Below are 19,686 nucleotides of genomic sequence, written 5' to 3' on the forward strand. Positions count from 1 at the left end.
TAATGAAAGCGATAGTTCTTGAGCAGGCCGAAGGTAAAACCCTGGCAAGCGTAAAACAAACCGCGCTTCCCGCTGCGGGCCCCGATGAGGTGCTGGTTGATGTCGACTGGTCCGGGCTCAATTATAAAGACGCGCTGGCGATTACCGGAAAAGGCAAAATTATTCGCAACTTCCCGATGGTGCCGGGGATTGATTTCGCAGGCGTAGTGAACCACAGCAACGACGAGCGCTTCAGCGCGGGCCAGCAGGTTGTCTTAACCGGCTGGGGCGTGGGAGAAAACCACTGGGGCGGCCTGGCGGAACAGGCGCAGGTGAAGGGCGACTGGCTGGTCCCTCTTCCCGCGGGTTTAACCGCCCGCAAGGCGATGATTATCGGCACCGCCGGCCTGACAGCAATGCTGTGCGTGATGGCTCTTGAAGAAGCAGGCGTGACGCCCGAATCAGGAGAAGTGGTAGTGACAGGCGCAAGCGGCGGCGTGGGCAGCACCGCGGTAGCCTTGCTCCATGCGCTTGGTTACCAGGTTGCCGCCGTAACGGGCCGTGAAAGCACGCACGATTACCTGCAAAAGCTTGGCGCCGCCCGGATTGTTCCGCGCAGCGATTTTGCGCAAACCCGTCCGCTGGAAAAACAGCTCTGGGCAGGCGCAGTAGATACGGTTGGCGGCGCGGTGCTGGCGAAAGTGTTGGCGCAGATAAATTATTCCGGCTGCGTGGCGGCCTGTGGCCTGGCCGGCGGTTTCGAACTGCCGACTACCGTTATGCCGTTTATTTTACGTAACGTTCGCCTGCAGGGCGTGGACTCTGTCAGCGCTCCTCTTGCCCGCCGTACCGCGGCATGGCAAAGACTGGCGGAAGTGCTGCCGGAAAGCTTCTATGCAGATGCGGCAACGGAAATTTCGCTCGAAGAAGCGCCTGCGGTTGCCGGGGCGTTTCTGAACAACGCAATCCAGGGACGAACGCTGGTCAAAATCCGTTAACCGGGCTAAGGACGACTAATGAAAACTGCAGCAGGCTGGGTTTTACCTCTCACGCTTCTCGCCGCCGCCTCCGTGACGGCGGCGGAACCCACGCTTCCTGCCCCGATTGCAGCTTTGCAAAAGCAGGGCTTTGAGCTTAAAGGCGAATTTAAAGCGCCGGGCGATCTTCAGGGCTATGCCATGCAGTACCAGGGGCAAGGCACCACCGTCTATCTGACCCCTGATAAGCAGCATGCGATTATGGGCAATTTAGTCGACGCATCCGGCAGGAACCTTAGCGATGAGCAGGTCGAAAAGTGGGTTTACGCCCCGATGGCCAAAGAGATGTGGCAGAAGCTGGAAAAAAACCGCTGGATAGCAGCGGGTAAAGCGGATGCGCCGCATATCGTCTATGCCTTTGCCGATCCCTACTGCCCGTACTGCACCCAGTTCTGGCACCAGGCGCAGCCCTGGCTGGCCTCGGGCAAGGTACAGCTGCGGGTGCTGATGGTCGGCATGCTGCGTCCGGACAGCGCCCAAAAGGCGGCGGCAATCATGATGGCCAGGGACCCGGTGAAAACCCTGGCGGATTATGAAAACAGCCAGGGAAAAATGGCGCTCACGGCCCCTGCGGCCGTCACCCCGCAAATTACCGAAGCGCTGAAAAACAACCTGGCGCTGATGGATGAGCTGGGCGGCAGCGCCACCCCTTCTATTTATTATCTCAATAAAGACGGTCGCCTTCAGCAGCATCAGGGTCTGCCGGACGACGAGGCCCTGCAGGCGATTATGGGCGATAAGCCTTAAGATAATGCGCCCTTTCGGGCGCTACATCCTCAGCATCGGTTTGCCGCGCCTTCCGGGAACGGCAAACGCTTCTAAAGCCTCGCGCCAGTTTTCCAGCGGAAACAAGCGTACTTCCGGCAGCCGGCTTACCGCTAGCATCTTCCACAAATCAATAAACCACCGCTGCCACTCATCGGGCGCGGTGACGGCGAGCGTATCGCGCAGATGGAAGCGCTGCGGATGAATGCTTCCGCCCGTTAGCTGATAAAGCCTGCCGCTGAGCAGGCCGTATGAAACAAACTCCGTGCCCGGCCGCATATGCAGCAGCAAAGCCGTTGCCAGCTCGCCGCCAACGGCGTCGAAGACAACGTCAGCCTGCCCGGCGGCCAGCCGCAGCCCGCTTGTATCGTCAATGCTGACGGGAATAATCCCGTCCAGATCAGGCGCCGCGCTTTGATTTTGCGGGCGATAAACTCCGAACACCGCTTGCGCTCCCTGGCTTATCGCCCACTGCGCCAGTAGCCCCGCGCAGGAAGATGTTGCGGCGCTCAGCAATACCTTTTTTCCGCGCACCGGCCACTTTCTGAGCATCACGTAGGCCGCTAACGGATTGATATAACCGCGCGCGGCAAGAACGTCGGGCACGGCATCAGGTACGGGCACCGCCCACAGGGGATCGCAGTCCAGCCAGCGCTGCCAGGTTCCCTCGCCTCGCAAAGGCAACACCCGCAGGCCAATTAACGCCGGATCGTCGGCGCCGGCCACCACCCCCACGCCTTCATAGCCGGCAACGCGAGGCGGAACAACACGATGGCGATAAGCGCCGGTAACGGGAATAAGATCGGAGGGGTTAACGGGGGAATAAAGCATTTGCACGCGAAGTTTACCCGCGGCGCGCGGCGTTAAAGCGGCATTTTCGAGGGCCAGCACCCGTTCGGGCTGGCCGAATTTGCGAAACCAGAGGGCGGAATTTTCCATGCGTACAGCGCCTGCCAGACCAAATGACAGGCACTATAACATGTAAAAATCAGCGGTAACGAGCCAGCGCCGCGCGCATGCCCCGGCTTTGAATCAGCAGCAGTTCCTCAGCGACCCGGTCGACTAAGCCCGGCACCTGGGTCAGGTCCAGCTCCCAGTGGCTGCTGTCGCTTAACACCCTGTGCGCCAGCTGCTGCATATTAATTTGCTGGTCGCGCAGATCCGCCCACAGCTGTTGATAAAGCACCAGCCAGCGCTCGTCGTCCTGCAGCGGATAGCTTTCGCCGTTACGCTCGCCCTGATAAAACGCAATCAGCGCGGCAAGAGCGAACGTCAGGCGCGGCGGCAGTTTGCCGGTGGCTTCAAGGCCCGCTAAAAGCTGCGGCAGAATACGCGTGCGGAATTTGGTCATGCCGTTTAGCGCGATGGATAAAAGCTGATGCTGAATGTAGGGGTTGCGGAACCGGCTGGTGACGGCCCGGGCAAACGACAGCAGTTCGTCGCGGGGTAAATCCAGCACCGGGATGATCTCTTCGCTGATGGTTTGCTCCACAAAGCGGCAAACTTCCGCATCTTTCATCGCCTCGCCGACGGTGTTCAGACCCGCAAGCCAGGCAACCGGCACCAGAGCCGTATGGGCGCCGTTCAGAATAGCGACCTTGCGCGCCTTATAGGGCTTAATGTCATCGACGATAAGCACGTTACGCGGATAACGATCGAGGCGCAGCTCTTTTGCCAGCCAGGCGGGGCCCTGAATAACAAACAGGTAGAAGTGCTCCGCGGTGTCCAGGAAAGCATCCTTATAGCCAAGCTGCGCTTCAATAGCGGCGGCCTCGTCGCGCGGGTAGCCGGTAACGATGCGGTCGACAAGCGTGGAGCAGAAGGTATTGGCTTCCTGCAGCCATTGGCTAAAGGTCGTCGGCAGCGCCCACTCCTGCGCATAGCGCAACACCAGCTCCCGCAGCGCTTCGCCGTTGTAATCAATAAGCTCGCAGGGAACGATCACCCATCCTTTGTCGGCTGCGCCATCAAAGCGGCAGAAACGTTCGAACAGCAAACGGGTCAGTTTGGCCGGATAGCTTGCCGCCGGCTTATCTTCAAACTTATCGCCCGCGTGGTAGCTGATGCCCGCTTCGGTGGTATTCGAAAACACGAAGCGAATATCCGGGTTATGCGCAAGTTGCAAAAACTCGTCATAGTCCTGATAAACGTTGATTTCGCGATTGACCGAACGGATAAGACGCGCGTCGCTGACGGCTTCGCCCTGCTCGTTCAGGCCGCGAATAATGGTGGTGTAAAGGCCGTCCTGGGTTGATAGCGACGGCGGAAAAGCGCTGTCGATGGGGCGTACAATCTCAATACCGGCATTAAGATCCGTGTGCTCATTAAGTAAATCTATCTGCCAGCCGATAAAGGCGCGTAAAAAGTTGCCTTCTCCGAACTGGATAATACGAGAGGGATATTGCGCGCCGGGAAAATCATGACGGTTTAGCGTATTCACTGTTATGTTCCTTCGTTAGCATCAGAGGTGACGAACCAGCAATCAGGTCCCGTCAACACTAGCAGAAGGAAAAAAGGTGAAACCCCGTTTTGATCAAGGAAAGTTGTTATACCAATTAAGGCGTTCCCGGCATGAGATGTATACCAAGTTTTTCACCTGACAGGTCAGTTCAGAAGAGCCTCGCCGTCCGTTAACCGGCGCTCTTTCTTCTGAATAACTAAAGATGTTTGAAATAGAAAGTGGTTGAGCAGAACGCGCCGTCAGGCATCAGGGCGTACTTAGGCAGATCCCCTACCCGTATCCAGCCAAGCTGGCGGTAGAAAATCTCCGCATCGCTTCCGGTTGCGGTATCCAGCACCAGCACGGATTTTCCGGCTTCCTGAGCGCAGGCCTCCAGCCGCTGCATCAACCGCTGTGCGACGCCGCGACGACGGGCGCGCGGGTGAACCAGCAGCTTCGCCACGTCGGCGCGATGAGGCTGGTTTTCCGGCTGGTCGAGAATCAGCTGCACGGTGCCCACTATCTGCTGAAGCTCATTTTCGGCGACCAGAACCACGCGCTGCTGCTTTGCTACGCCGCGGGCAACGCCCTGCCAGAAACTCGCGGCTTTCTCGCCGGAGAGCGGATGCATAAAGCTCACCGAAGCGCCGTCCGCCACGCAGCCGATCAGTACTTCATTGAGTTCAGCAAGGCGGGAGTCAAATTCAGAAAAAGGCAGCGGACGGATAAAAAAATCGGACATTTTGTAGGATCCAGAGCACCAGAGTGCTCTGTAATCTGGCTGACCTGCGAAAAGACGTCAATAAGGCGCGCCAGAGGAAATACTTATAGCGCTGGTATGGCCGATTGCGGCAGATAGCCGGCCGCCTTAAAAAATAGAGCGGCCGATGCGCTGCGCAAGAATCTCCAGCGCGGCGGTGCCGGCCAGAGAGTTCCCTGAGGCGTCCAGCTCCGGACACCAGACGGCAATCGACATCTCGTGCGGCACGATGGCAATAATCCCGCCGCCGACGCCCGATTTGCCCGGCATGCCAACGCGGAAGGCGAATTCGCCGGCCCCGTCGTACATTCCGCTTGTCGCCATCAGGGCGTTTATCTGACGCGTTTGCCGGGCGCTGATAACAGGCTCATCAAGCTGTAGCGCGCGCCCCTGATTGGCCAGAAAAAGAAAGGTTTTAGCCAGCTCAAGGCAGCTCATCTTCAGCGCGCAATAATGGAAATAGTTTTGCAGAACGGTGATGACGTCATTATCAAAGTTACCGAACGACTTCATCAGCCAGGCGATGGCCGCATTGCGGGCGGAGTGCTCAAACTCCGATTTCGCAACCCGCGTATCGTAAGCCAGATCCGTTTTGTCGGCGAGCAGGCGCACCACTTCAAGCATGCGCTGCCTCGGCGCGCTCAGGCGCGTTTGCAGCATGTCGCACACCACCAGCGCGCCGGCATTGATAAAGGGGTTGCGGGGCTTGCCCTGTTCAAGCTCCAGCTGCACCAGCGAATTGAAGGGCTGACCGGAAGGCTCTTTTCCCACCCGCCGCCAGATTTCATCTTCTTCGTAGCGGCCCATCGCCAGCACAAGGCTCAGCACTTTCGAGATAGACTGGATAGAAAAACGCTCCTGCGCGTCGCCGGCGCAGAACGTTTCGCCGTTAACGGTACAGACGGCTATGCCTAGCTTATCGGCGGGGACTTCCGCCAGCGCGGGAATATAATCCGCAACTTTACCCTGACCGATAAGCGGTCTGACCTGCGCCAGAATCTCTTCCAGCAATGGATTATCCAACAAACCTGGCACCACAATCTCCTGAGCGGCGGGGGCTTAAGGTCCCGGATTATATCAGAGTATCGCTCGCAGGCAGGTGAAAACGGGCCAGGGATGGCGTAAGAGACCGTCAGGCGCTGTTGGCCGTGGGTGGGCGTACCTTTCTTAATTCTTCGAGCAGTTCGTTAACGCAGTTTTTTAATTCAGCGATGTCCTTATCTTTTATCGCATCGATTTTTTCATGCAGCGCATAGAGTTCAAGATCGGTTTTAACGTTAACGTTGGATTCCATTTCCGTGCGGCGGCTGTCGTTAATATTCTGCCGTTTCTGGCTCATCATAATAGCCGGCGCGGTATAAGCCGCCTGGAATGAGAGAAACAGGTTTAATAATACGAACGGATAAGGGTCAAAGCCGCTTTTCCTGGAGAGCAGATTGTAGGTGGTCCAGACGATAATAATGGCGGTTTGCGCCAGGATAAAAGTCCAGGTGGCGATACCGCCGGTTATCACATCCGCCATTCGCTGCCCGAAGGTAGTTTCCGGTTCACAATCCGCAGGATCGGCGAGCAGCTCCTCGCGTTCCCGCTTGCCCTGCCTGCGTAATTCACTGAGTTGACGACGTGATTCTATGTCCATGATGTTGCATTCACAGCAAATAGAGGGTGAATAAAGCATGGTATAAAAAGGGTAAAACCGACAGGAATACGGCGCCGCGACGCCGTTAATATCCTCGATAAAGTTTTACAATGTGTAACGCTGCGGCGCCGGCAGATTAAAGCGCGCCACCGCGCTTTCCAGGCGAGATGATTCGTCGCGCAGAAGCCTTGATGAACCAGAGGTTTCGCGGATCAGCCGGTTGGTTTGCGTCGCCACTTCATTAAGCGCGGCAATACGTTTCGTTACGTGGTGCACGCTCTCTCCCTGATTGAGCGTGGCGGCGGAGATTTCACTTAGCAGGCCGCTGAGTTTATTCACCACGGCGATGACCTTCTGCAGATTTGTCTCCAGCACCGTTACCGCGTCCGAACCTTGCTCAACCCCCTGCACGGCGTCGTTGATCAGGGCCTGGATATTACGCGTGGACCGGCTGCTCTTTTGCGCCAGCAGCCCGACTTCTTTGGCCACCACCGCAAACCCTCTTCCGTGGTTGCCCGCATGCGCCGCCTCAATGGCGGCGTTAAGCGCCAGGATATTGGTCTGAAACGCCACGCCGTCAATCATCGCCACGATGCCGCGCATCTCGGAGGACTGCGTAACGATAGCCTGCATCGAGTCATTCACCGTTTGCATCATCCGGTCGCCGCCGGCGGCGATTTCACGGGCCTCGTCGGCGCGAAGGTTCGCAAGCCGTGCATAGTCGCTGTTCTCCTTTACACGCGAACCCAGCTCGGTGATGTGGCTGGTCACGCTCTGCAGCTCCTGCTCCTGCCGCGTGGACTGGCTGAACAGCTTCTGGTTCCCTTCCGCCAGCTGGTTGATGTTCAGCGCCATCGTCGCGGCGGCGTCCCGTACTTCCTCAACCAGATGCTGCAGCCCCTGCTGCATCGCCACCACGCTGCCGCCCAGCTGATTCACTTCCCGGTTCACGTGCGTTTGTACAGGCGGCGCGCGTGAAAGATCGCCTGCGGCAAGGACATCAATATGGGCGATCACCTCGCTGAGCGGCCTGATAACCCAGCGCGTCACGGCCAGCCAGACGCCGAGCGCTACCAGCATCAATACGCCCAGCGCGGCGATAAACATATTCTGAGCGTGGCCGAGACTCCGCAGCAGCGAGCCGCTGGCCGCACGAGTCTGCTGCTCGTTTTCATTCTGGAAACTGGCGTAGCGCTCGTTAAAATCGCTTTGAAACGCCTGCACCGGAACGGCGAAAAAGGCGTCGATGGCGCTGCTTTGCGCAAGGCCGTCCGCCTGCTCTTTCAGGCCGTCAAAAAATAGCCTGTAGCTGCCGACCAGCGCTTCGCTGTGCTGCTTTTCCCCCTCGCTGTTAGCGTCGCGCAGCCGTTGGTAGCGGTTAAAATCAGCGGCCGAAGCTTTGAGCGCTTCCTGCGCCTCGTCCAGCAGGCTGTTCCAGCTGCCCACGGAGCCCGTTTCTTTATCCTGCAGAAAATAGATGCCGGCCCGGTTTAACAGATCGCTTGCCATCAGCAGCGAGCTGCGCGCTTTATCCATAAATACCTGCTGTTCGTGCCGCCGATCGCTTGCGAGAACATCGCGCTGGGTATCGCGCAAAATAGCGGACAGGAGAAAGGTCGACATGATTTGTAAAACGGAAAACAGCGCGATAACGCAGACAACGCCGCTCAGGAGCCCAAAGGACCGGCTGGCTGGCTTCCCTGCCCTGAAAATTTTACTTATGTTCATGATTTTCTTCAGTAACACATTGAGGATGCCGAGTGTAGCTGGCGAAAATGACAGAACCATTTCAGATTTATGAAAGGGTGAATGACGCGGGCCGTCATCCACCCGGCGGTATTATCGGCGATCTTTCCACACGGTCTGCGCGTTGCAAAACTCATGCAGGCCAAAATGAGAAAGCTCGCGCCCAAAGCCGCTTTTTTTCACGCCGCCAAACGCCACGCGCGGGTCGCTGGCGCTGTAGCCGTTGATAAATACGCCGCCGCATTCCAGGCGTGCGGCCATCTCGCAGGCCAGATCGCCGTCCGCGGTAAAGAGGGTGGCGGAAAGCCCAAACTCGCTGTCGTTGGCCAGCTCAAGCGCATGTTCGGCATTCCGGGCCACGCTAATCGCCGCGACCGGGCCGAACAGCTCCTGGCGGAACGCCGTCATTTCCCGGGTTACATTACCCAGCACCGTCGGCGCGTAATAGTTGCCCTCTCCGACCAGTTTCTCGCCGCCTGCCAGCAGCGTAGCGCCCTCTTTAAGTGACGTTGTCACCTGTTGATGAAGCTCGTCGCGCAGATCGTAGCGCGCCATCGGCCCGACCTGCGTCGACTCAAGAGTAGGATCCCCTGTTTTTAACTGCTGCGTGGCCGCAAGAAACTTTTCGGTGAACGCCGGGGCAACGCCCTCCTCGATGATAAATCGTTTCGCCGCGGCGCAGACCTGGCCGGTGTTCTGAAAACGCCCGGCTACCGCCGCTTTTACGGCCTCATCCAGGTCCGCGTCGTTAAGCACGATAAAAGGATCGGAACCGCCAAGCTCCAGCACGCATTTTTTCAACGCCGCTCCTGCCTGCGCGCCAATTGCGGCGCCGGCTCGTCCGCTGCCGGTCACGGTGATGGCGGCAATATGCGGATCCTTTATCGCCCGGCTCACGCCTGCGGGCGTCACGTTGATGACTTCAAACAGGCCCGCCGGGAAATCCGCTTTAATAAACAGCTCTTCGATAAGCAACGCGCAGCCCATGACGTTCGGCGCATGCTTAAGCACGTAGCTGTTGCCCGCCAGCAGCACGGGAACCGCCCCGCGCAGCACCTGCCACAGCGGGAAGTTCCACGGCATTACCGCAAGAATCGGCCCCAGCGGACGGTATTCAATTACCGCCTTGTTCTCTTCTACCTGCGTGGATTCGGTGTCCAGCATCGCCGGGCCGTGCTCCGCATACCAGTCGCACAGGCTGGCCGACTTCGCGACCTCCGCCCGCGCCTGCACGACAGGTTTGCCCATCTCAGCGGCGATCGTCTGTGCCACAGCTTCGGCATTAGCGCGTAGTACCGTGGCCAGATCCCGGAGTTTTTGCGCGCGCTGCATAACCGGCACCTGCCGCCAGGCTGCAAAAGCGCTGTGGTTCCGCACCAGCGCCGCATCCAGCTGGGCGTCTGACGCATAAGGATAGGCGGCGAGCTGCTGGCCGGTCGCCGGGTTAACAGAGATCGCGTGGGTTTGCGCGGTAACAGAATGCATGGTGTCGCCTCATTAAAGAATGTGTAATTACCCTACGCTTGCGGTGAAGTGATGGAAAATGAATAATGTTGAGTCAGTTATTCACAAAATGAGAATGAATCATGGATCTTGTTCAGCTTGAGATGTTCACCACCGTAGCGGAAACCGGCAGCATCAACGCCGCCGCCCTGAAGGTGCACCGCGTGCCGTCTAATCTCACCACGCGCATTAAGCAGCTTGAGGCGGATCTGGGCGTCGACCTGTTTATCCGTGAAAACCAGCGTCTGAAACTCGCCCCCGCCGGCCACAGCTTTCTGCAGTACAGCAAACGCATCCTTGAGCTGGTGGACGAGGCGAGAATGGTCGTTTCCGGTCATGAGCCGCAGGGCATGCTGGCGCTGGGTTCGCTGGAAAGTACCGCCGCGGTGCGCATTCCCGGCCTGCTGGCGGCTTTTAATCAACGGTATCCTAAAATACAGCTTTCGCTTTCCACCGGGCCGTCCGGCGATCAGATAGACGGCGTGCTGGAAGGAAGGCTGTCGGCTGCTTTCGTCGACGGGCCGGTGCTGCACCCCGCGCTGGAAGGACTAGCCGTCTACGAAGAAGAAATGGTGATCGTAGCGCCGGCCGATCACGCTCCGATAACCGATCCGCAGCAGGTCAACGGCGCAAATCTTTACGCCTTCCGGGCGAACTGCTCCTACCGCCGGCACTTTGAAAGCTGGTTTCATCACGGCCAGGCGATTCCGGGGAAAATCCATGAAATGGAGTCCTACCACGGCATGCTGGCCTGCGTCATTGCCGGCGCGGGCCTGGCCCTGATGCCGCGCAGCATGCTTGAGAGCATGCCCGGCAGCCATCAGGCGAGCGCCTGGCCCCTGTCGCCCGACTGGCGCTACCTGAAAACCTGGCTTATCTGGCGGCGCGGCGCGAAAACCCGCCAGCTGGATGCGTTTATGAGCTTGCTGGATCGGGCCGTTACGCTTGATGAGCAGGCGGCGGAAAAAAACTGATTTTTCCCTTTCCGGCTTCGGTGTAATTTACTCACAAAGCAGAAAATAACTCGCAGGCCGGAGCCACTAATGAATACCAAAGCTCGCAAAGTCATGATTATCGGCACGGGAAACGTCGGCGCGTCCGCGGCCTATGCATTGCTCAACCAGAATATCTGCGAAGAGCTGATCCTCGTGGACCTGGACAAGCAGCGCGTCGAAGGCCACTGCCAGGATTTAGCGGACGCCGCGGCCTATATGCCCGGCATGATGAAAATCAGCACCCGCGAATCCCGCGACTGCGCGGATGTAGACATCGCGGTTATCGCCGTCTCCGGCGGCGCGCTGAAACCCGGCCAGACCCGTCTTGATGAGCTGACCAATACCGCGCGCATCGTGGCGAAAATTGTTCCGGACATGATGAGCAGCGGCTTCAACGGCATCTTTCTGATTGCCACCAACCCCTGCGACATCATCACTTACCAGGTGTGGAAACTCTCCGGCTTGCCGCGCAGTCAGGTGATCGGCACCGGCGTCTGGCTGGATACAACGCGCCTGCGCCGCGCGCTGGCCGAGGCGCTGGACATCGGCGCGCAAAGCATTGACGCGTTTATTCTCGGCGAGCACGGTGACACCCAGTTCCCGGTCTGGTCGCATTCGTCGGTGTACGGCTCGCCGGTCGCCGATGTGTATAAACGCAAAACGGGTCAGGCGCTGGATATGGCGAGCCTTGCCGAAAAAGTACGTAAGCAGGGATTTGAGATTTACAGCCGCAAGGGCTGCACCGAGTACGGCGTTGCCGGCACCATCGCCGAAATCTGCCGCAATATCTTCACCGGCAGCCACCGGGCGCTGGCGATCTCGTGCATCCTGGACGGGGAGTACGGCGAGTCTGACGTGGCGGTTGGCGTGCCCGCGGTGCTGGCGCAAAGCGGCGTGCAGCAGATTATCGAACTCCAGCTTGCCCCGGACGAGCAGCAGAAGTTCGCGCATTCGCTGACGGTGATTAAAGCGAATATTCAGCGTTTGCCGTAAATAAAAACGCCCCGCCGAAGGGCGCTTTATAGCTATTAACGCAGCAGCACTTTGCCAATCAGGTAAGTCGCCGCCTTGCCGCCGATCAGCACGCGATCCCCTGCCAGCTGGCAGCGTAAATCCCCTCCGCGTTCAGATACCTGACGGGCGAGCATCTGCGTCTTGCCCAGCTTTTCTGCCCAGTAGGGGATCAGCATACTGTGCGCGGAACCGGTGACCGGATCTTCCGCCACCGCTTCGCCAGGACAGAAGAAGCGGCTGACAAAATCATATTCGCCCTCGCCGGGCGCCGTGATACAGACCATTTTCTCCAGCGGGATCATGGCGTTAATATTCGCCCGCACCGCCTCGACCTGCTGCTGGGTTTCCAGCACGACCATATAATCGCGCGCCACGCGGACCTCTTTGCATTCGCTGATGCCCAGCGTCTCAAGCAGCAGCGGCAGCGGCATGACCGGCTCCGTGCCCCACGCCGGGAAATCGAGCGTCAGCCACTCGCCGCTGCGCGTAACGCTAAGCGGGCCGACAAAATGCGTGGAAAAGTGAATCGACGTCTCAGCGTAATCGAAGTATTCGAAGATAACGTGCGCTGCGGCAAGGGTCGCATGGCCGCACAAATTGATCTCGCCCTGGGTGGTGAACCAGCGCAGCTCAAACCCTTCGTCGGTGGTGATAAAGAAAGCCGTTTCCGACTGGTTATGCTGCTTTGCCATCTTTAATAAGGTGGCGTCCGGCAGCCATTCCGTGAGCGGACATACCGCCGCCGCATTGCCGCCGAAAGTGGTATCCGCAAAGGCGTCTACCATATAAAAGTCAATTGGTTGCATAGCATAAATCCCGTGTTGTTACTGGTGGCTGCGTGACCTCTACCATGCCATGAGAGACCCGGTATCCGCATGTGTTTTTTTATGCGCTCACAGTCGGGCAAAAAAATGAGACATAAATCACAAAATAGGTTGTATGCCCGGGTTGATGGTTTTATGATCGCCTCCTCTTCTGACTTTCCATTCACCAACGCGAAACTATTTTATGACACTAAGCACAGTCTCACGCCGGACAGCGTGGCTGCGGGTCGTTACCCTTGCTGTCGCGGCTTTTATTTTTAATACCACCGAATTCGTACCCGTTGGGCTGCTGTCGGATATTGCGGGCAGCTTCGGCATGGAAACCGCGCAGGTTGGCATTATGCTCACCATCTACGCCTGGGTTGTGGCGTTGATGTCGCTGCCGTTTATGCTGCTGACAAGCCAGGTGGAGCGCCGCAGGTTGCTTATCGGCATCTTCGTGTTGTTTATCGGCAGCCACGCGCTCTCTTTCCTCGCCTGGAACTTTACCGTGCTGGTGATAAGCCGCATCGGCATCGCCTTTGCCCACGCTATTTTCTGGTCGATTACCGCCTCGCTGGCTATCCGCATGGCCCCGGCGGGTAAAAAAGCGCAGGCGCTGAGCCTGCTCGCGACGGGCACCGCGCTGGCGATGGTATTAGGGCTGCCGCTGGGCCGCATCGTCGGCCAGTACTTCGGCTGGCGTACGACCTTCTTTGCGATAGGCGTGGTGGCGACCATCACGCTGTTCTGCCTGATGAAGCTGCTGCCCAGGCTGCCAAGCGAACATTCGGGCTCCCTTTCGAGCGTGCCCGAGCTGTTCCGTCGCCCGGCGCTGGTCAGCATCTATGTGCTGACGGCGGTCGTCGTCACGGCGCATTACACGGCCTACAGCTATATAGAACCCTTTGTACAGAACGTCGCCGGGCTGAGCGCTAACTTTGCGACCCTGCTGCTTCTGGTTCTGGGCGGCGCCGGTATTGTGGGCAGCCTTGTGTTTGGCAGGCTGGGTAACAAATACGCCTCGTCGCTGATAAGCGGCGCGATAACGCTGCTGGTGCTGTGCCTGGTCCTGCTGCTGCCCGCCTCCACCAGCAACGTTAACCTCACGGTGTTGAGCATGTTCTGGGGGATCGCCATTATGGTGATTGGGCTGGGCATGCAGGTAAAAGTCCTGGCGCTGGCGCCGGATGCCACCGACGTGGCGATGTCGCTCTTCTCAGGCATCTTTAATATCGGGATCGGCGCCGGCGCCCTGCTGGGAAATCAGGTCAGCCTGCATTTTTCCATGTCCAGCATTGGCCTGGCAGGCGCCGTGCCCGCGCTGGCGGCGCTAATTTGGTCGGTGCTGATTTTCCGCCGCTGGCCGGTCGCGCTTGAAGAGCAGCCTCATCACGGTTAACGGCGGTATTCACGCCGCCGTTAACCGTGGCAATGGCCGTAGCTCATCGGGCTAAAGCACGCGTTCCAGGTCTGGATTAAATTGTAAGCCGTTAAAATTTAACGGAGTGAATGCGGATGATAAGTTTGTCGCGGACCTGTCCGCCTCAAACTTCCTTCTCCAGATCCAGCAGCTCCTCAAGCGTCAGCACGTTATTGTGAATCACGTCCATCGCCTTATTAAGGCCCTGGTTATAAAAAAGCGGCGCGATTTTTTTTACCAGCTCATCAAGGAAAAACTCGGCCTCAAACTGCCCCAGCTGCAGGTCATGCTTGTCTTCCATATAGTCGACGATATGCGCGACGACGTTTTTATACTCTTGCTCAGGTAGCTTTAAATTCTTCATTCCCTTCCCTTATTTTGGCCAGGTCGTAATGATTTCCAGTACGCCGTTAATAATAAACTGCACGCCCATGCACACCAGCAGGAAGCCCATCAGGCGCGAGATCGCTTCAATGCCGCTTTTGCCGACGAGGCGCATAATAGCCCCCGAACTGCGCAGGCTGGCCCATAAAATCACGCTGACCAGCGCGAAAATCAACGGCGGCGCGACCAGCACAACCCAGGGAGTGAAATCCACGCCGTGTTTAATCGTCGACGCGGAGCTGACGATCATGGCGATGGTGCCCGGTCCCGCGGTGCTCGGCATTGCCAGAGGAACGAAGGCAATATTCGCGTCCGGCTCTTCGCTCAGCTCTTCCGATTTGGTTTTTGACTCCGGCGACTCGTGCGCTTTTTGCTGCGGGAAGAGCATACGAAAACCAATCAGGCCGACGATTAGCCCCCCGGCGATACGCAGCCCGGGAATCGAAATCCCGAAGGTGCTCATCACCACCTGGCCTGCGTAGTAGGCCACCATCATAATGATAAACACGTTTACCGAGGCCATCAGCGCCGTACGGTTACGGGCTTTGCTGTTCATATTCCCGGCAAGGCCCAGGAACAGCGCAACCGTGGTCAGCGGGTTGGCCAGCGGCAGCAGAACCACCAGCCCCAGCCCAATGGCCCTCATTAAATCCATCATTTTCTTTCCTTTCTCTGCGGTAGCGGCAATCCAGCCAAGTATAAGCATCAAAAGCATTAACTTCCCTTAAACGGCGCGCTGACTGAACCGTTTTAGCTATTTGTGGCATTCGCGTCCCGTCGGGGAAGCATCACGTTGACTTATACTTGCCCGGGCAATAATATCTCGCGTGATTAATCTACTTGCCTGGGCAACCATAGTGAAAAGCACAAGTGATCTCTTTAACGAAATGATCCCGCTGGGGCGCCTGATTCACATGGTTAATCAGCACAAGGACCGCCTGCTCAACACTTATCTCTCACCGCTGGATATCACCTCAACGCAGTTTAAGGTGCTGTGCTCCATCCATTGCGAAGTGTGTATTACCCCGGTGGAGTTAAAAAAAGTGCTGTCGGTCGACCTCGGCGCACTTACCCGCATGCTCGATCGTTTGCTTTGCAAAGGGTGGATTGAGCGCTTGCCGAACCCGAATGATAAGCGCGGCGTTCTGGTCAGGCTTACGCCTGAAGGGAAAATGTTGTGTGAGCAGTGCCACAGCCTTGTGGGGCAAGATTTGCACCAGGAACTGACAAAAAACCTGACGGCAGATGAAGTCGATACGCTTCATTACCTGCTAAAAAAGGTATTGCCGTAAACCTGAAAAGAGGTGAGACGATGTCCAGACGCAATAACGATGCGATAACGGTAAACAGCATTTTGGACTGGATAGAAGAGAACCTGGAAACCCCTCTCTCGCTTGAGAAGGTTTCGCAGCGTTCTGGCTACTCGAAGTGGCACCTGCAGCGGATGTTCAAAAAAGAAACCGGCCATTCATTAGGCCAGTACATCCGCAATCGCAAACTGACCGAGATTGCTCTGAAGCTTAAAGACAGCAACGAGCCAATTCTCTACTTAGCGGAACGTTATGGGTTTGAGTCGCAGCAGACGCTCACCCGCACGTTTAAAAACTACTTTTCCGTGCCGCCGCACAAGTATCGCGTAACGCACCTGACCGGCGACGGAAAGTATATCCACCCGCTAAACCATTAAGCTGTACAAGTAACATAACCGTCTGTGCAAACGGACGTAAACGAGGAAGTCATGAAACGCTTTGTCTGCGCGGGCCGCCGTGCTTTTAGCTCTGGCATCGGGCAATCTGTGGGCGGAACAACCGGGCAGCTTTAACGCAGCCCACGCCAACCAGGGCGGGATGATTATCCCCCCTTCCGACAGCCGCAGCGCGGCCAGCAATACCCTCAGCGATAAATCAGAACAGCTGGGCGCGCCCTATTACCACGGCCGCGAATAAAACACAGGCGTCGGGCAGCCTTAGCGCTTGCCCGCCCTAAGATCGGCCGAGCGCTGCCTTACGCACCCGCAGTCCAAACACGTTGATATACAACCCGGCCATGATCAGCGCCGCGCCAGCCAGCTGCGTGGCGCTGAGCTTTTCGTCAAGGATCAGCGCGGCGCTCGCCATGCCCACGACCGGCACCAGCAGTGAAAGCGGCGCCACGCGCCAGGTTTCGTAACGCCCGAGCAGGCTTCCCCAGATGCCGTAACCGACGATGGTGGCGACGAACGCCAGGTACACCAGCGATAAAATGGTGGTGAGATCGATAGCCACCAGGCTTTGCAGCATCAAGGCCGGGCCGTCCATCAGCAGGCTGGCGACGAAGAACGGGATCACCGGAATAAGCGCGCTCCACACCACCAGCGACATAATCTGCGGGCGGGCCTCGAGCTGCATGATTTTTTTATTGAAAATATTGCCGCACGCCCAGCTGAACGCCGCGGCCAGCGTCAGCATAAAGCCCAGCAGCGCCACGTGCTGTCCGCCAAGGCTGCCCTCGATAAGAATTAGTACCCCAATAACGGCAAGGGCGATGCCGGCTATCTGCTTTATCTGCAGCCGTTCCGCGAAAACAAAAACGCCGAGGATAATGGTGAAAAACGCCTGCGCCTGTAATACCAGCGACGCAAGGCCTGCGGGCATGCCGAATTTAATCGCGCAGAATAAAAAGGCGAACTGGCCGAAACTGATTGTCAGGCCATAGGCCGCTAACAGGCGAAAAGGGATTTTCGGGCGCGCAACAAATAACAGCGCCGGGAACGCCACCAGTAAAAAGCGCAGCCCCGCCAGCATCAACGGCGGCATATTGTGCAGCCCCATCTTAATCACCACGAAATTAAGCCCCCAAACTATCACCACCAGCATCGCCAGCAGCCCGTCTTTACGTGTCATACCCGCCCCTGTTTATTTTATAAATTTGTTAAAAGCTAAGCCTAAAAGCGGCGGATGAACAGATACAGATCGCAGTAAATCACAGCCATACAGATGCGTCATCCGGTGCACTGGCTAAAAGCATGGCCTGTACTTCACTGTTTCTTCATGATAAATCTGAGCGCTGTCTTCCACGCCCTGCGCAGATACCGATAACAATGGCAACCCTCGCGAAGTTATTTTCCGGCAAGCAATTATCAACAAGCGTTTTACTTATCGCCTCCCTGCTGCTGACCGTCGGCCGCGGTCTGACCCTGCCTTTTATGACCATCTATCTTTCGCGTCAGTACGCTATGCCGCTCAAAGAGATCGGTTTTGCATTAACCGCTGCGCTAACGGCAGGCGTTATTTTCAGCCTGTGGTTCGGTATTCTGGCGGACAGATTTGATAAGAAAAAATATATGCTGCTGGCCATCGCCATTTTTCTTGCCGGATTTATTGCCATACCGCTGGTTAATAATTCCGTCCTGGTAGTAATTTTTTACTCGCTTATTAACTGCGCCTACTCGGTATTTTCTACGGTGCTGAAGGGCTATTTTTCCGACACCCTGACACTGCACCAAAAACCCAAAATATTTTCCCTCAACTACACCTTTTCAAATATCGGCTGGACCGTCGGGCCGCCGATCGGCACGCTCGCCGTGCTCTACAGCACTAACTTACCTTTCTGGCTATCCGGGCTGACGGCGGTTATCCCTTTTATCTTAATCAGCCGCTATGTTTACAGCTCCCCTGTCAGCGCGCCCGGGCAAAGTGGAAACGTCGTGCTTTCCCCGCGCAGCATGCTCAAAGACAGGGCGTTGAGGTATTTCACCTTTTCCGCGTTTCTCGGCTCGCTGGTTTACGGATCTTTTGCCGCCTGCCTGTCGCAATACGCCATCGCCATTTCCGATTCCGGGCTTGCTGAAAAAGTGGTGGGCGTGGTGCTGCCGGTCAACGCCTTCGTGGTGGTGGTGTTTCAGTATCTGGTGGGCAAAAGGATCCGTGCGGACAACATTAAAAAGCTGATGCTCTGCGGCACGCTGTTTTTTATAGCCGGCCTTGCGGGATTCATGCTGTCCGGAAGCAACCTGCTGTTCTGGGGCCTTTCCGCCGCGGTGTTTACCGTGGGCGAGCTGATTTACGCGCCGGGCGAATACATGCTGGTCGATGGCATCGCCCCGCCGGGCCTGAAAGCGAGCTACTTCTCAGCGCAGCAGCTCGGCTGGCTTGGCGGCGCGTGCAATCCGCTGGTCACGGGTTTGCTGCTGACCTGGTTTGCGCCGTCGACGCTGTTTGTGGTGCTGATGGTCGCCATCGCGCTGGCTTATTTGCTGGTGGTTAAGGGAATGTCGGCAAAGCCACAGCATGCGTGACGAGCGCTCAATGCCTTAAGCCTGGCGGGTAAGATGCTTCTCCAGCCTCATAATCGTCGACCTTTTCGGGCTATCCTCGTCCGAGACCAGGTAATAGGTCAGCTCGCCGCAGTCCCACTGGTGATTTTCCATCGCGATGAGCGTGCCGGAATGCAGCTCTTCTTCAACCAGCACGCGCTGCGCAAGAGCGATGCCTTGCCCTTCCAGCGCCGCCTGGTAGGCCAGCGCCGAACTCTCCATCTCCTGGCGTCGCAGCAGCGTTTTCATATCCACGCCAAAGGCGTGACACCACAGCGACCAGTCGTCCGGCCTTCCGCGCACCATCAGCAGCCTGTGCTTTGCCAGATCGCTAAGATCTAACGTTCTGCGCGCTTGCGTCGGCCGGCACACAGGAACCAGTATGTTTTTCACCAGCGCCACGGCGCGGCTGCGCGGCCAGTCTCCCCGTCCCAGGCGAATGGCGGCATCGTAGTTCATCTCATCGTCCCATTGCGAAGCCGTAGTCAGCCGAACGTCGATATCGGCGTTCGCCAGCTGGAATTTAGCAAGCCTTGGGATAAGCCAGCGGGTGGCAAAGGTAGTAAACGAGTGCAGACGGATGACCGCGCGTCCGGCGCTGCGATCCAGTATCTGTCCGGCGGCCCGCAGGCCGTCAAAATGCACGCTGATTTGCTGGAAATAGGCATTGCCGGGCAGCGTCAGGACCAGTCCTCGCCCCTGGCGGCGAAAAAGCGCCGTACCGAAATGCTCTTCAAGCAGGCGAATCTGTCGGCTCACCGCACCCGGCGTTACCGACAATTTTTCTGCGGCGGCGCGCACGCTGCCGCTTCTGGCGACGGTTTCAAAAGCTAACAGGGCGTTTAACGGCGGGAGTTCGCGCATGGCTGACAATCATTTAGTTTTTCTCAACGGTTCAGCAATT

At 57.4% G+C, this 19,686-nt stretch carries 21 protein-coding genes; 9 read left to right on the forward strand and 12 right to left on the reverse strand.

Annotation, left to right across the window (positions count from 1 at the left end):
* Window positions 1-2 precede the first annotated feature (2 nt).
* Complete coding sequence (locus WLO32_RS10245; RefSeq protein ID WP_435948199.1) at window positions 3-977, forward strand: MDR family oxidoreductase; 975 nt, start codon at window positions 3-5, stop codon at window positions 975-977.
* 18 nt (window positions 978-995) lie between these two features.
* Window positions 996-1,763, forward strand: coding sequence for a thiol:disulfide interchange protein DsbG (gene dsbG, locus WLO32_RS10250; protein WP_435948200.1), 768 nt, complete (start codon window positions 996-998; stop codon window positions 1,761-1,763).
* 21 nt (window positions 1,764-1,784) lie between these two features.
* Here dsbG and WLO32_RS10255 read toward each other — a convergent pair whose 3' ends face one another.
* From WLO32_RS10255 to WLO32_RS10285, 7 genes are all read right to left on the reverse strand, one after another.
* Window positions 1,785-2,720, reverse strand: a complete 936-nt coding sequence (locus WLO32_RS10255) for a zinc-dependent alcohol dehydrogenase family protein (RefSeq protein WP_435948201.1) — start codon at window positions 2,718-2,720, stop codon at window positions 1,785-1,787.
* A gap of 49 nt (window positions 2,721-2,769) precedes the next feature.
* The gene (locus WLO32_RS10260; RefSeq protein ID WP_435948202.1) at window positions 2,770-4,221 is read right to left on the reverse strand and encodes a tagaturonate reductase; all 1,452 of its coding nucleotides are present in this window, start codon (window positions 4,219-4,221) and stop codon (window positions 2,770-2,772) included.
* A gap of 217 nt (window positions 4,222-4,438) precedes the next feature.
* Complete coding sequence (locus WLO32_RS10265) at window positions 4,439-4,963, reverse strand: GNAT family N-acetyltransferase (RefSeq protein ID WP_435948203.1); 525 nt, start codon at window positions 4,961-4,963, stop codon at window positions 4,439-4,441.
* Between the two features lie 126 nt (window positions 4,964-5,089).
* Complete coding sequence (glsB, locus tag WLO32_RS10270) at window positions 5,090-6,016, reverse strand: glutaminase B (protein ID WP_435948204.1); 927 nt, start codon at window positions 6,014-6,016, stop codon at window positions 5,090-5,092.
* A 97-nt stretch (window positions 6,017-6,113) separates the two neighbouring features.
* A complete protein-coding gene (locus WLO32_RS10275; RefSeq protein WP_435948205.1) occupies window positions 6,114-6,620 on the reverse strand; it encodes a DUF1003 domain-containing protein in 507 nt (168 codons plus the stop codon).
* A 105-nt stretch (window positions 6,621-6,725) separates the two neighbouring features.
* Window positions 6,726-8,348, reverse strand: a complete 1,623-nt coding sequence (locus WLO32_RS10280) for a methyl-accepting chemotaxis protein (RefSeq protein WP_435948206.1) — start codon at window positions 8,346-8,348, stop codon at window positions 6,726-6,728.
* A gap of 111 nt (window positions 8,349-8,459) precedes the next feature.
* The gene (locus tag WLO32_RS10285) at window positions 8,460-9,851 is read right to left on the reverse strand and encodes an aldehyde dehydrogenase family protein (protein WP_435948207.1); all 1,392 of its coding nucleotides are present in this window, start codon (window positions 9,849-9,851) and stop codon (window positions 8,460-8,462) included.
* A gap of 101 nt (window positions 9,852-9,952) precedes the next feature.
* On the opposite strand from WLO32_RS10285, the gene ptrR reads away from it, so the two are divergent.
* Together ptrR and WLO32_RS10295 are read left to right on the forward strand one after the other, a co-directional pair.
* Window positions 9,953-10,843, forward strand: a complete 891-nt coding sequence (gene ptrR, locus WLO32_RS10290) for a putrescine utilization regulator PtrR (protein ID WP_435948208.1) — start codon at window positions 9,953-9,955, stop codon at window positions 10,841-10,843.
* 69 nt (window positions 10,844-10,912) lie between these two features.
* Window positions 10,913-11,857: an L-lactate dehydrogenase gene (locus tag WLO32_RS10295; protein ID WP_435948209.1), complete on the forward strand. Its 945-nt coding sequence runs from the start codon at window positions 10,913-10,915 to the stop codon at window positions 11,855-11,857.
* Between the two features lie 35 nt (window positions 11,858-11,892).
* Here WLO32_RS10295 and WLO32_RS10300 read toward each other — a convergent pair whose 3' ends face one another.
* Window positions 11,893-12,684, reverse strand: a complete 792-nt coding sequence (locus WLO32_RS10300) for a PhzF family phenazine biosynthesis protein (protein ID WP_435948210.1) — start codon at window positions 12,682-12,684, stop codon at window positions 11,893-11,895.
* Window positions 12,685-12,886: 202 nt separating this feature from the next.
* On the opposite strand from WLO32_RS10300, the gene WLO32_RS10305 reads away from it, so the two are divergent.
* The gene (locus tag WLO32_RS10305) at window positions 12,887-14,083 is read left to right on the forward strand and encodes a sugar transporter (RefSeq protein ID WP_435948211.1); all 1,197 of its coding nucleotides are present in this window, start codon (window positions 12,887-12,889) and stop codon (window positions 14,081-14,083) included.
* 145 nt (window positions 14,084-14,228) lie between these two features.
* Here WLO32_RS10305 and WLO32_RS10310 read toward each other — a convergent pair whose 3' ends face one another.
* Together WLO32_RS10310 and WLO32_RS10315 are read right to left on the reverse strand one after the other, a co-directional pair.
* Window positions 14,229-14,468, reverse strand: a complete 240-nt coding sequence (locus WLO32_RS10310) for a DUF2164 domain-containing protein (protein ID WP_435948212.1) — start codon at window positions 14,466-14,468, stop codon at window positions 14,229-14,231.
* Between the two features lie 9 nt (window positions 14,469-14,477).
* A complete protein-coding gene (locus WLO32_RS10315; protein ID WP_435948213.1) occupies window positions 14,478-15,146 on the reverse strand; it encodes a MarC family NAAT transporter in 669 nt (222 codons plus the stop codon).
* Window positions 15,147-15,345: 199 nt separating this feature from the next.
* On the opposite strand from WLO32_RS10315, the gene marR reads away from it, so the two are divergent.
* From marR to marB, 3 genes are all read left to right on the forward strand, one after another.
* The gene (marR, locus tag WLO32_RS10320) at window positions 15,346-15,780 is read left to right on the forward strand and encodes a multiple antibiotic resistance transcriptional regulator MarR (RefSeq protein WP_435948214.1); all 435 of its coding nucleotides are present in this window, start codon (window positions 15,346-15,348) and stop codon (window positions 15,778-15,780) included.
* Window positions 15,781-15,800: 20 nt separating this feature from the next.
* Complete coding sequence (gene marA, locus WLO32_RS10325; RefSeq protein WP_121268301.1) at window positions 15,801-16,175, forward strand: MDR efflux pump AcrAB transcriptional activator MarA; 375 nt, start codon at window positions 15,801-15,803, stop codon at window positions 16,173-16,175.
* Between the two features lie 61 nt (window positions 16,176-16,236).
* A complete protein-coding gene (marB, locus tag WLO32_RS10330) occupies window positions 16,237-16,434 on the forward strand; it encodes a multiple antibiotic resistance regulatory protein MarB (RefSeq protein ID WP_435948215.1) in 198 nt (65 codons plus the stop codon).
* Between the two features lie 36 nt (window positions 16,435-16,470).
* On the opposite strand, the gene eamA is transcribed toward marB, so the two are convergent.
* Complete coding sequence (eamA, locus tag WLO32_RS10335; RefSeq protein WP_435948216.1) at window positions 16,471-17,370, reverse strand: O-acetylserine/cysteine exporter; 900 nt, start codon at window positions 17,368-17,370, stop codon at window positions 16,471-16,473.
* Between the two features lie 197 nt (window positions 17,371-17,567).
* Here eamA and ydeE point away from each other — a divergent pair, with 197 nt between their 5' ends.
* Window positions 17,568-18,764 (forward strand): efflux MFS transporter YdeE, encoded by a 1,197-nt coding sequence (ydeE, locus tag WLO32_RS10340; protein WP_435948217.1) that lies wholly within the window; start codon window positions 17,568-17,570, stop codon window positions 18,762-18,764.
* Between the two features lie 15 nt (window positions 18,765-18,779).
* On the opposite strand, the gene WLO32_RS10345 is transcribed toward ydeE, so the two are convergent.
* Window positions 18,780-19,646: a LysR substrate-binding domain-containing protein gene (locus tag WLO32_RS10345; protein ID WP_435948218.1), complete on the reverse strand. Its 867-nt coding sequence runs from the start codon at window positions 19,644-19,646 to the stop codon at window positions 18,780-18,782.
* Between the last annotated feature and the right edge of the window lie 40 nt (window positions 19,647-19,686).

This window comes from Dryocola mayonis (genome assembly GCF_051307045.1).
Taxonomy (GTDB): Bacteria; Pseudomonadota; Gammaproteobacteria; order Enterobacterales; family Enterobacteriaceae; genus Dryocola.

Excerpts from the sequence above, each read along its gene's own strand:
- WLO32_RS10245 (WP_435948199.1), top strand. The coding sequence starts at position 3 with ATGAAAGCGATAGTTCTTGAGCAGGCCGAAGGTAAAACCCTGGCAAGC.
- dsbG (WP_435948200.1), top strand. The coding sequence starts at position 996 with ATGAAAACTGCAGCAGGCTGGGTTTTACCTCTCACGCTTCTCGCCGCC.
- WLO32_RS10255 (WP_435948201.1), bottom strand. The coding sequence starts at position 2,720 with ATGGAAAATTCCGCCCTCTGGTTTCGCAAATTCGGCCAGCCCGAACGG.
- WLO32_RS10265 (WP_435948203.1), bottom strand. The coding sequence starts at position 4,963 with ATGTCCGATTTTTTTATCCGTCCGCTGCCTTTTTCTGAATTTGACTCC.
- WLO32_RS10275 (WP_435948205.1), bottom strand. The coding sequence starts at position 6,620 with ATGGACATAGAATCACGTCGTCAACTCAGTGAATTACGCAGGCAGGGC.
- WLO32_RS10280 (WP_435948206.1), bottom strand. The coding sequence starts at position 8,348 with ATGAACATAAGTAAAATTTTCAGGGCAGGGAAGCCAGCCAGCCGGTCC.
- WLO32_RS10285 (WP_435948207.1), bottom strand. The coding sequence starts at position 9,851 with ATGCATTCTGTTACCGCGCAAACCCACGCGATCTCTGTTAACCCGGCG.
- ptrR (WP_435948208.1), top strand. The coding sequence starts at position 9,953 with ATGGATCTTGTTCAGCTTGAGATGTTCACCACCGTAGCGGAAACCGGC.
- WLO32_RS10295 (WP_435948209.1), top strand. The coding sequence starts at position 10,913 with ATGAATACCAAAGCTCGCAAAGTCATGATTATCGGCACGGGAAACGTC.
- WLO32_RS10300 (WP_435948210.1), bottom strand. The coding sequence starts at position 12,684 with ATGCAACCAATTGACTTTTATATGGTAGACGCCTTTGCGGATACCACT.
- WLO32_RS10305 (WP_435948211.1), top strand. The coding sequence starts at position 12,887 with ATGACACTAAGCACAGTCTCACGCCGGACAGCGTGGCTGCGGGTCGTT.
- WLO32_RS10310 (WP_435948212.1), bottom strand. The coding sequence starts at position 14,468 with ATGAAGAATTTAAAGCTACCTGAGCAAGAGTATAAAAACGTCGTCGCG.
- WLO32_RS10315 (WP_435948213.1), bottom strand. The coding sequence starts at position 15,146 with ATGATGGATTTAATGAGGGCCATTGGGCTGGGGCTGGTGGTTCTGCTG.
- marA (WP_121268301.1), top strand. The coding sequence starts at position 15,801 with ATGTCCAGACGCAATAACGATGCGATAACGGTAAACAGCATTTTGGAC.
- eamA (WP_435948216.1), bottom strand. The coding sequence starts at position 17,370 with ATGACACGTAAAGACGGGCTGCTGGCGATGCTGGTGGTGATAGTTTGG.
- ydeE (WP_435948217.1), top strand. The coding sequence starts at position 17,568 with ATGGCAACCCTCGCGAAGTTATTTTCCGGCAAGCAATTATCAACAAGC.
- WLO32_RS10345 (WP_435948218.1), bottom strand. The coding sequence starts at position 19,646 with ATGCGCGAACTCCCGCCGTTAAACGCCCTGTTAGCTTTTGAAACCGTC.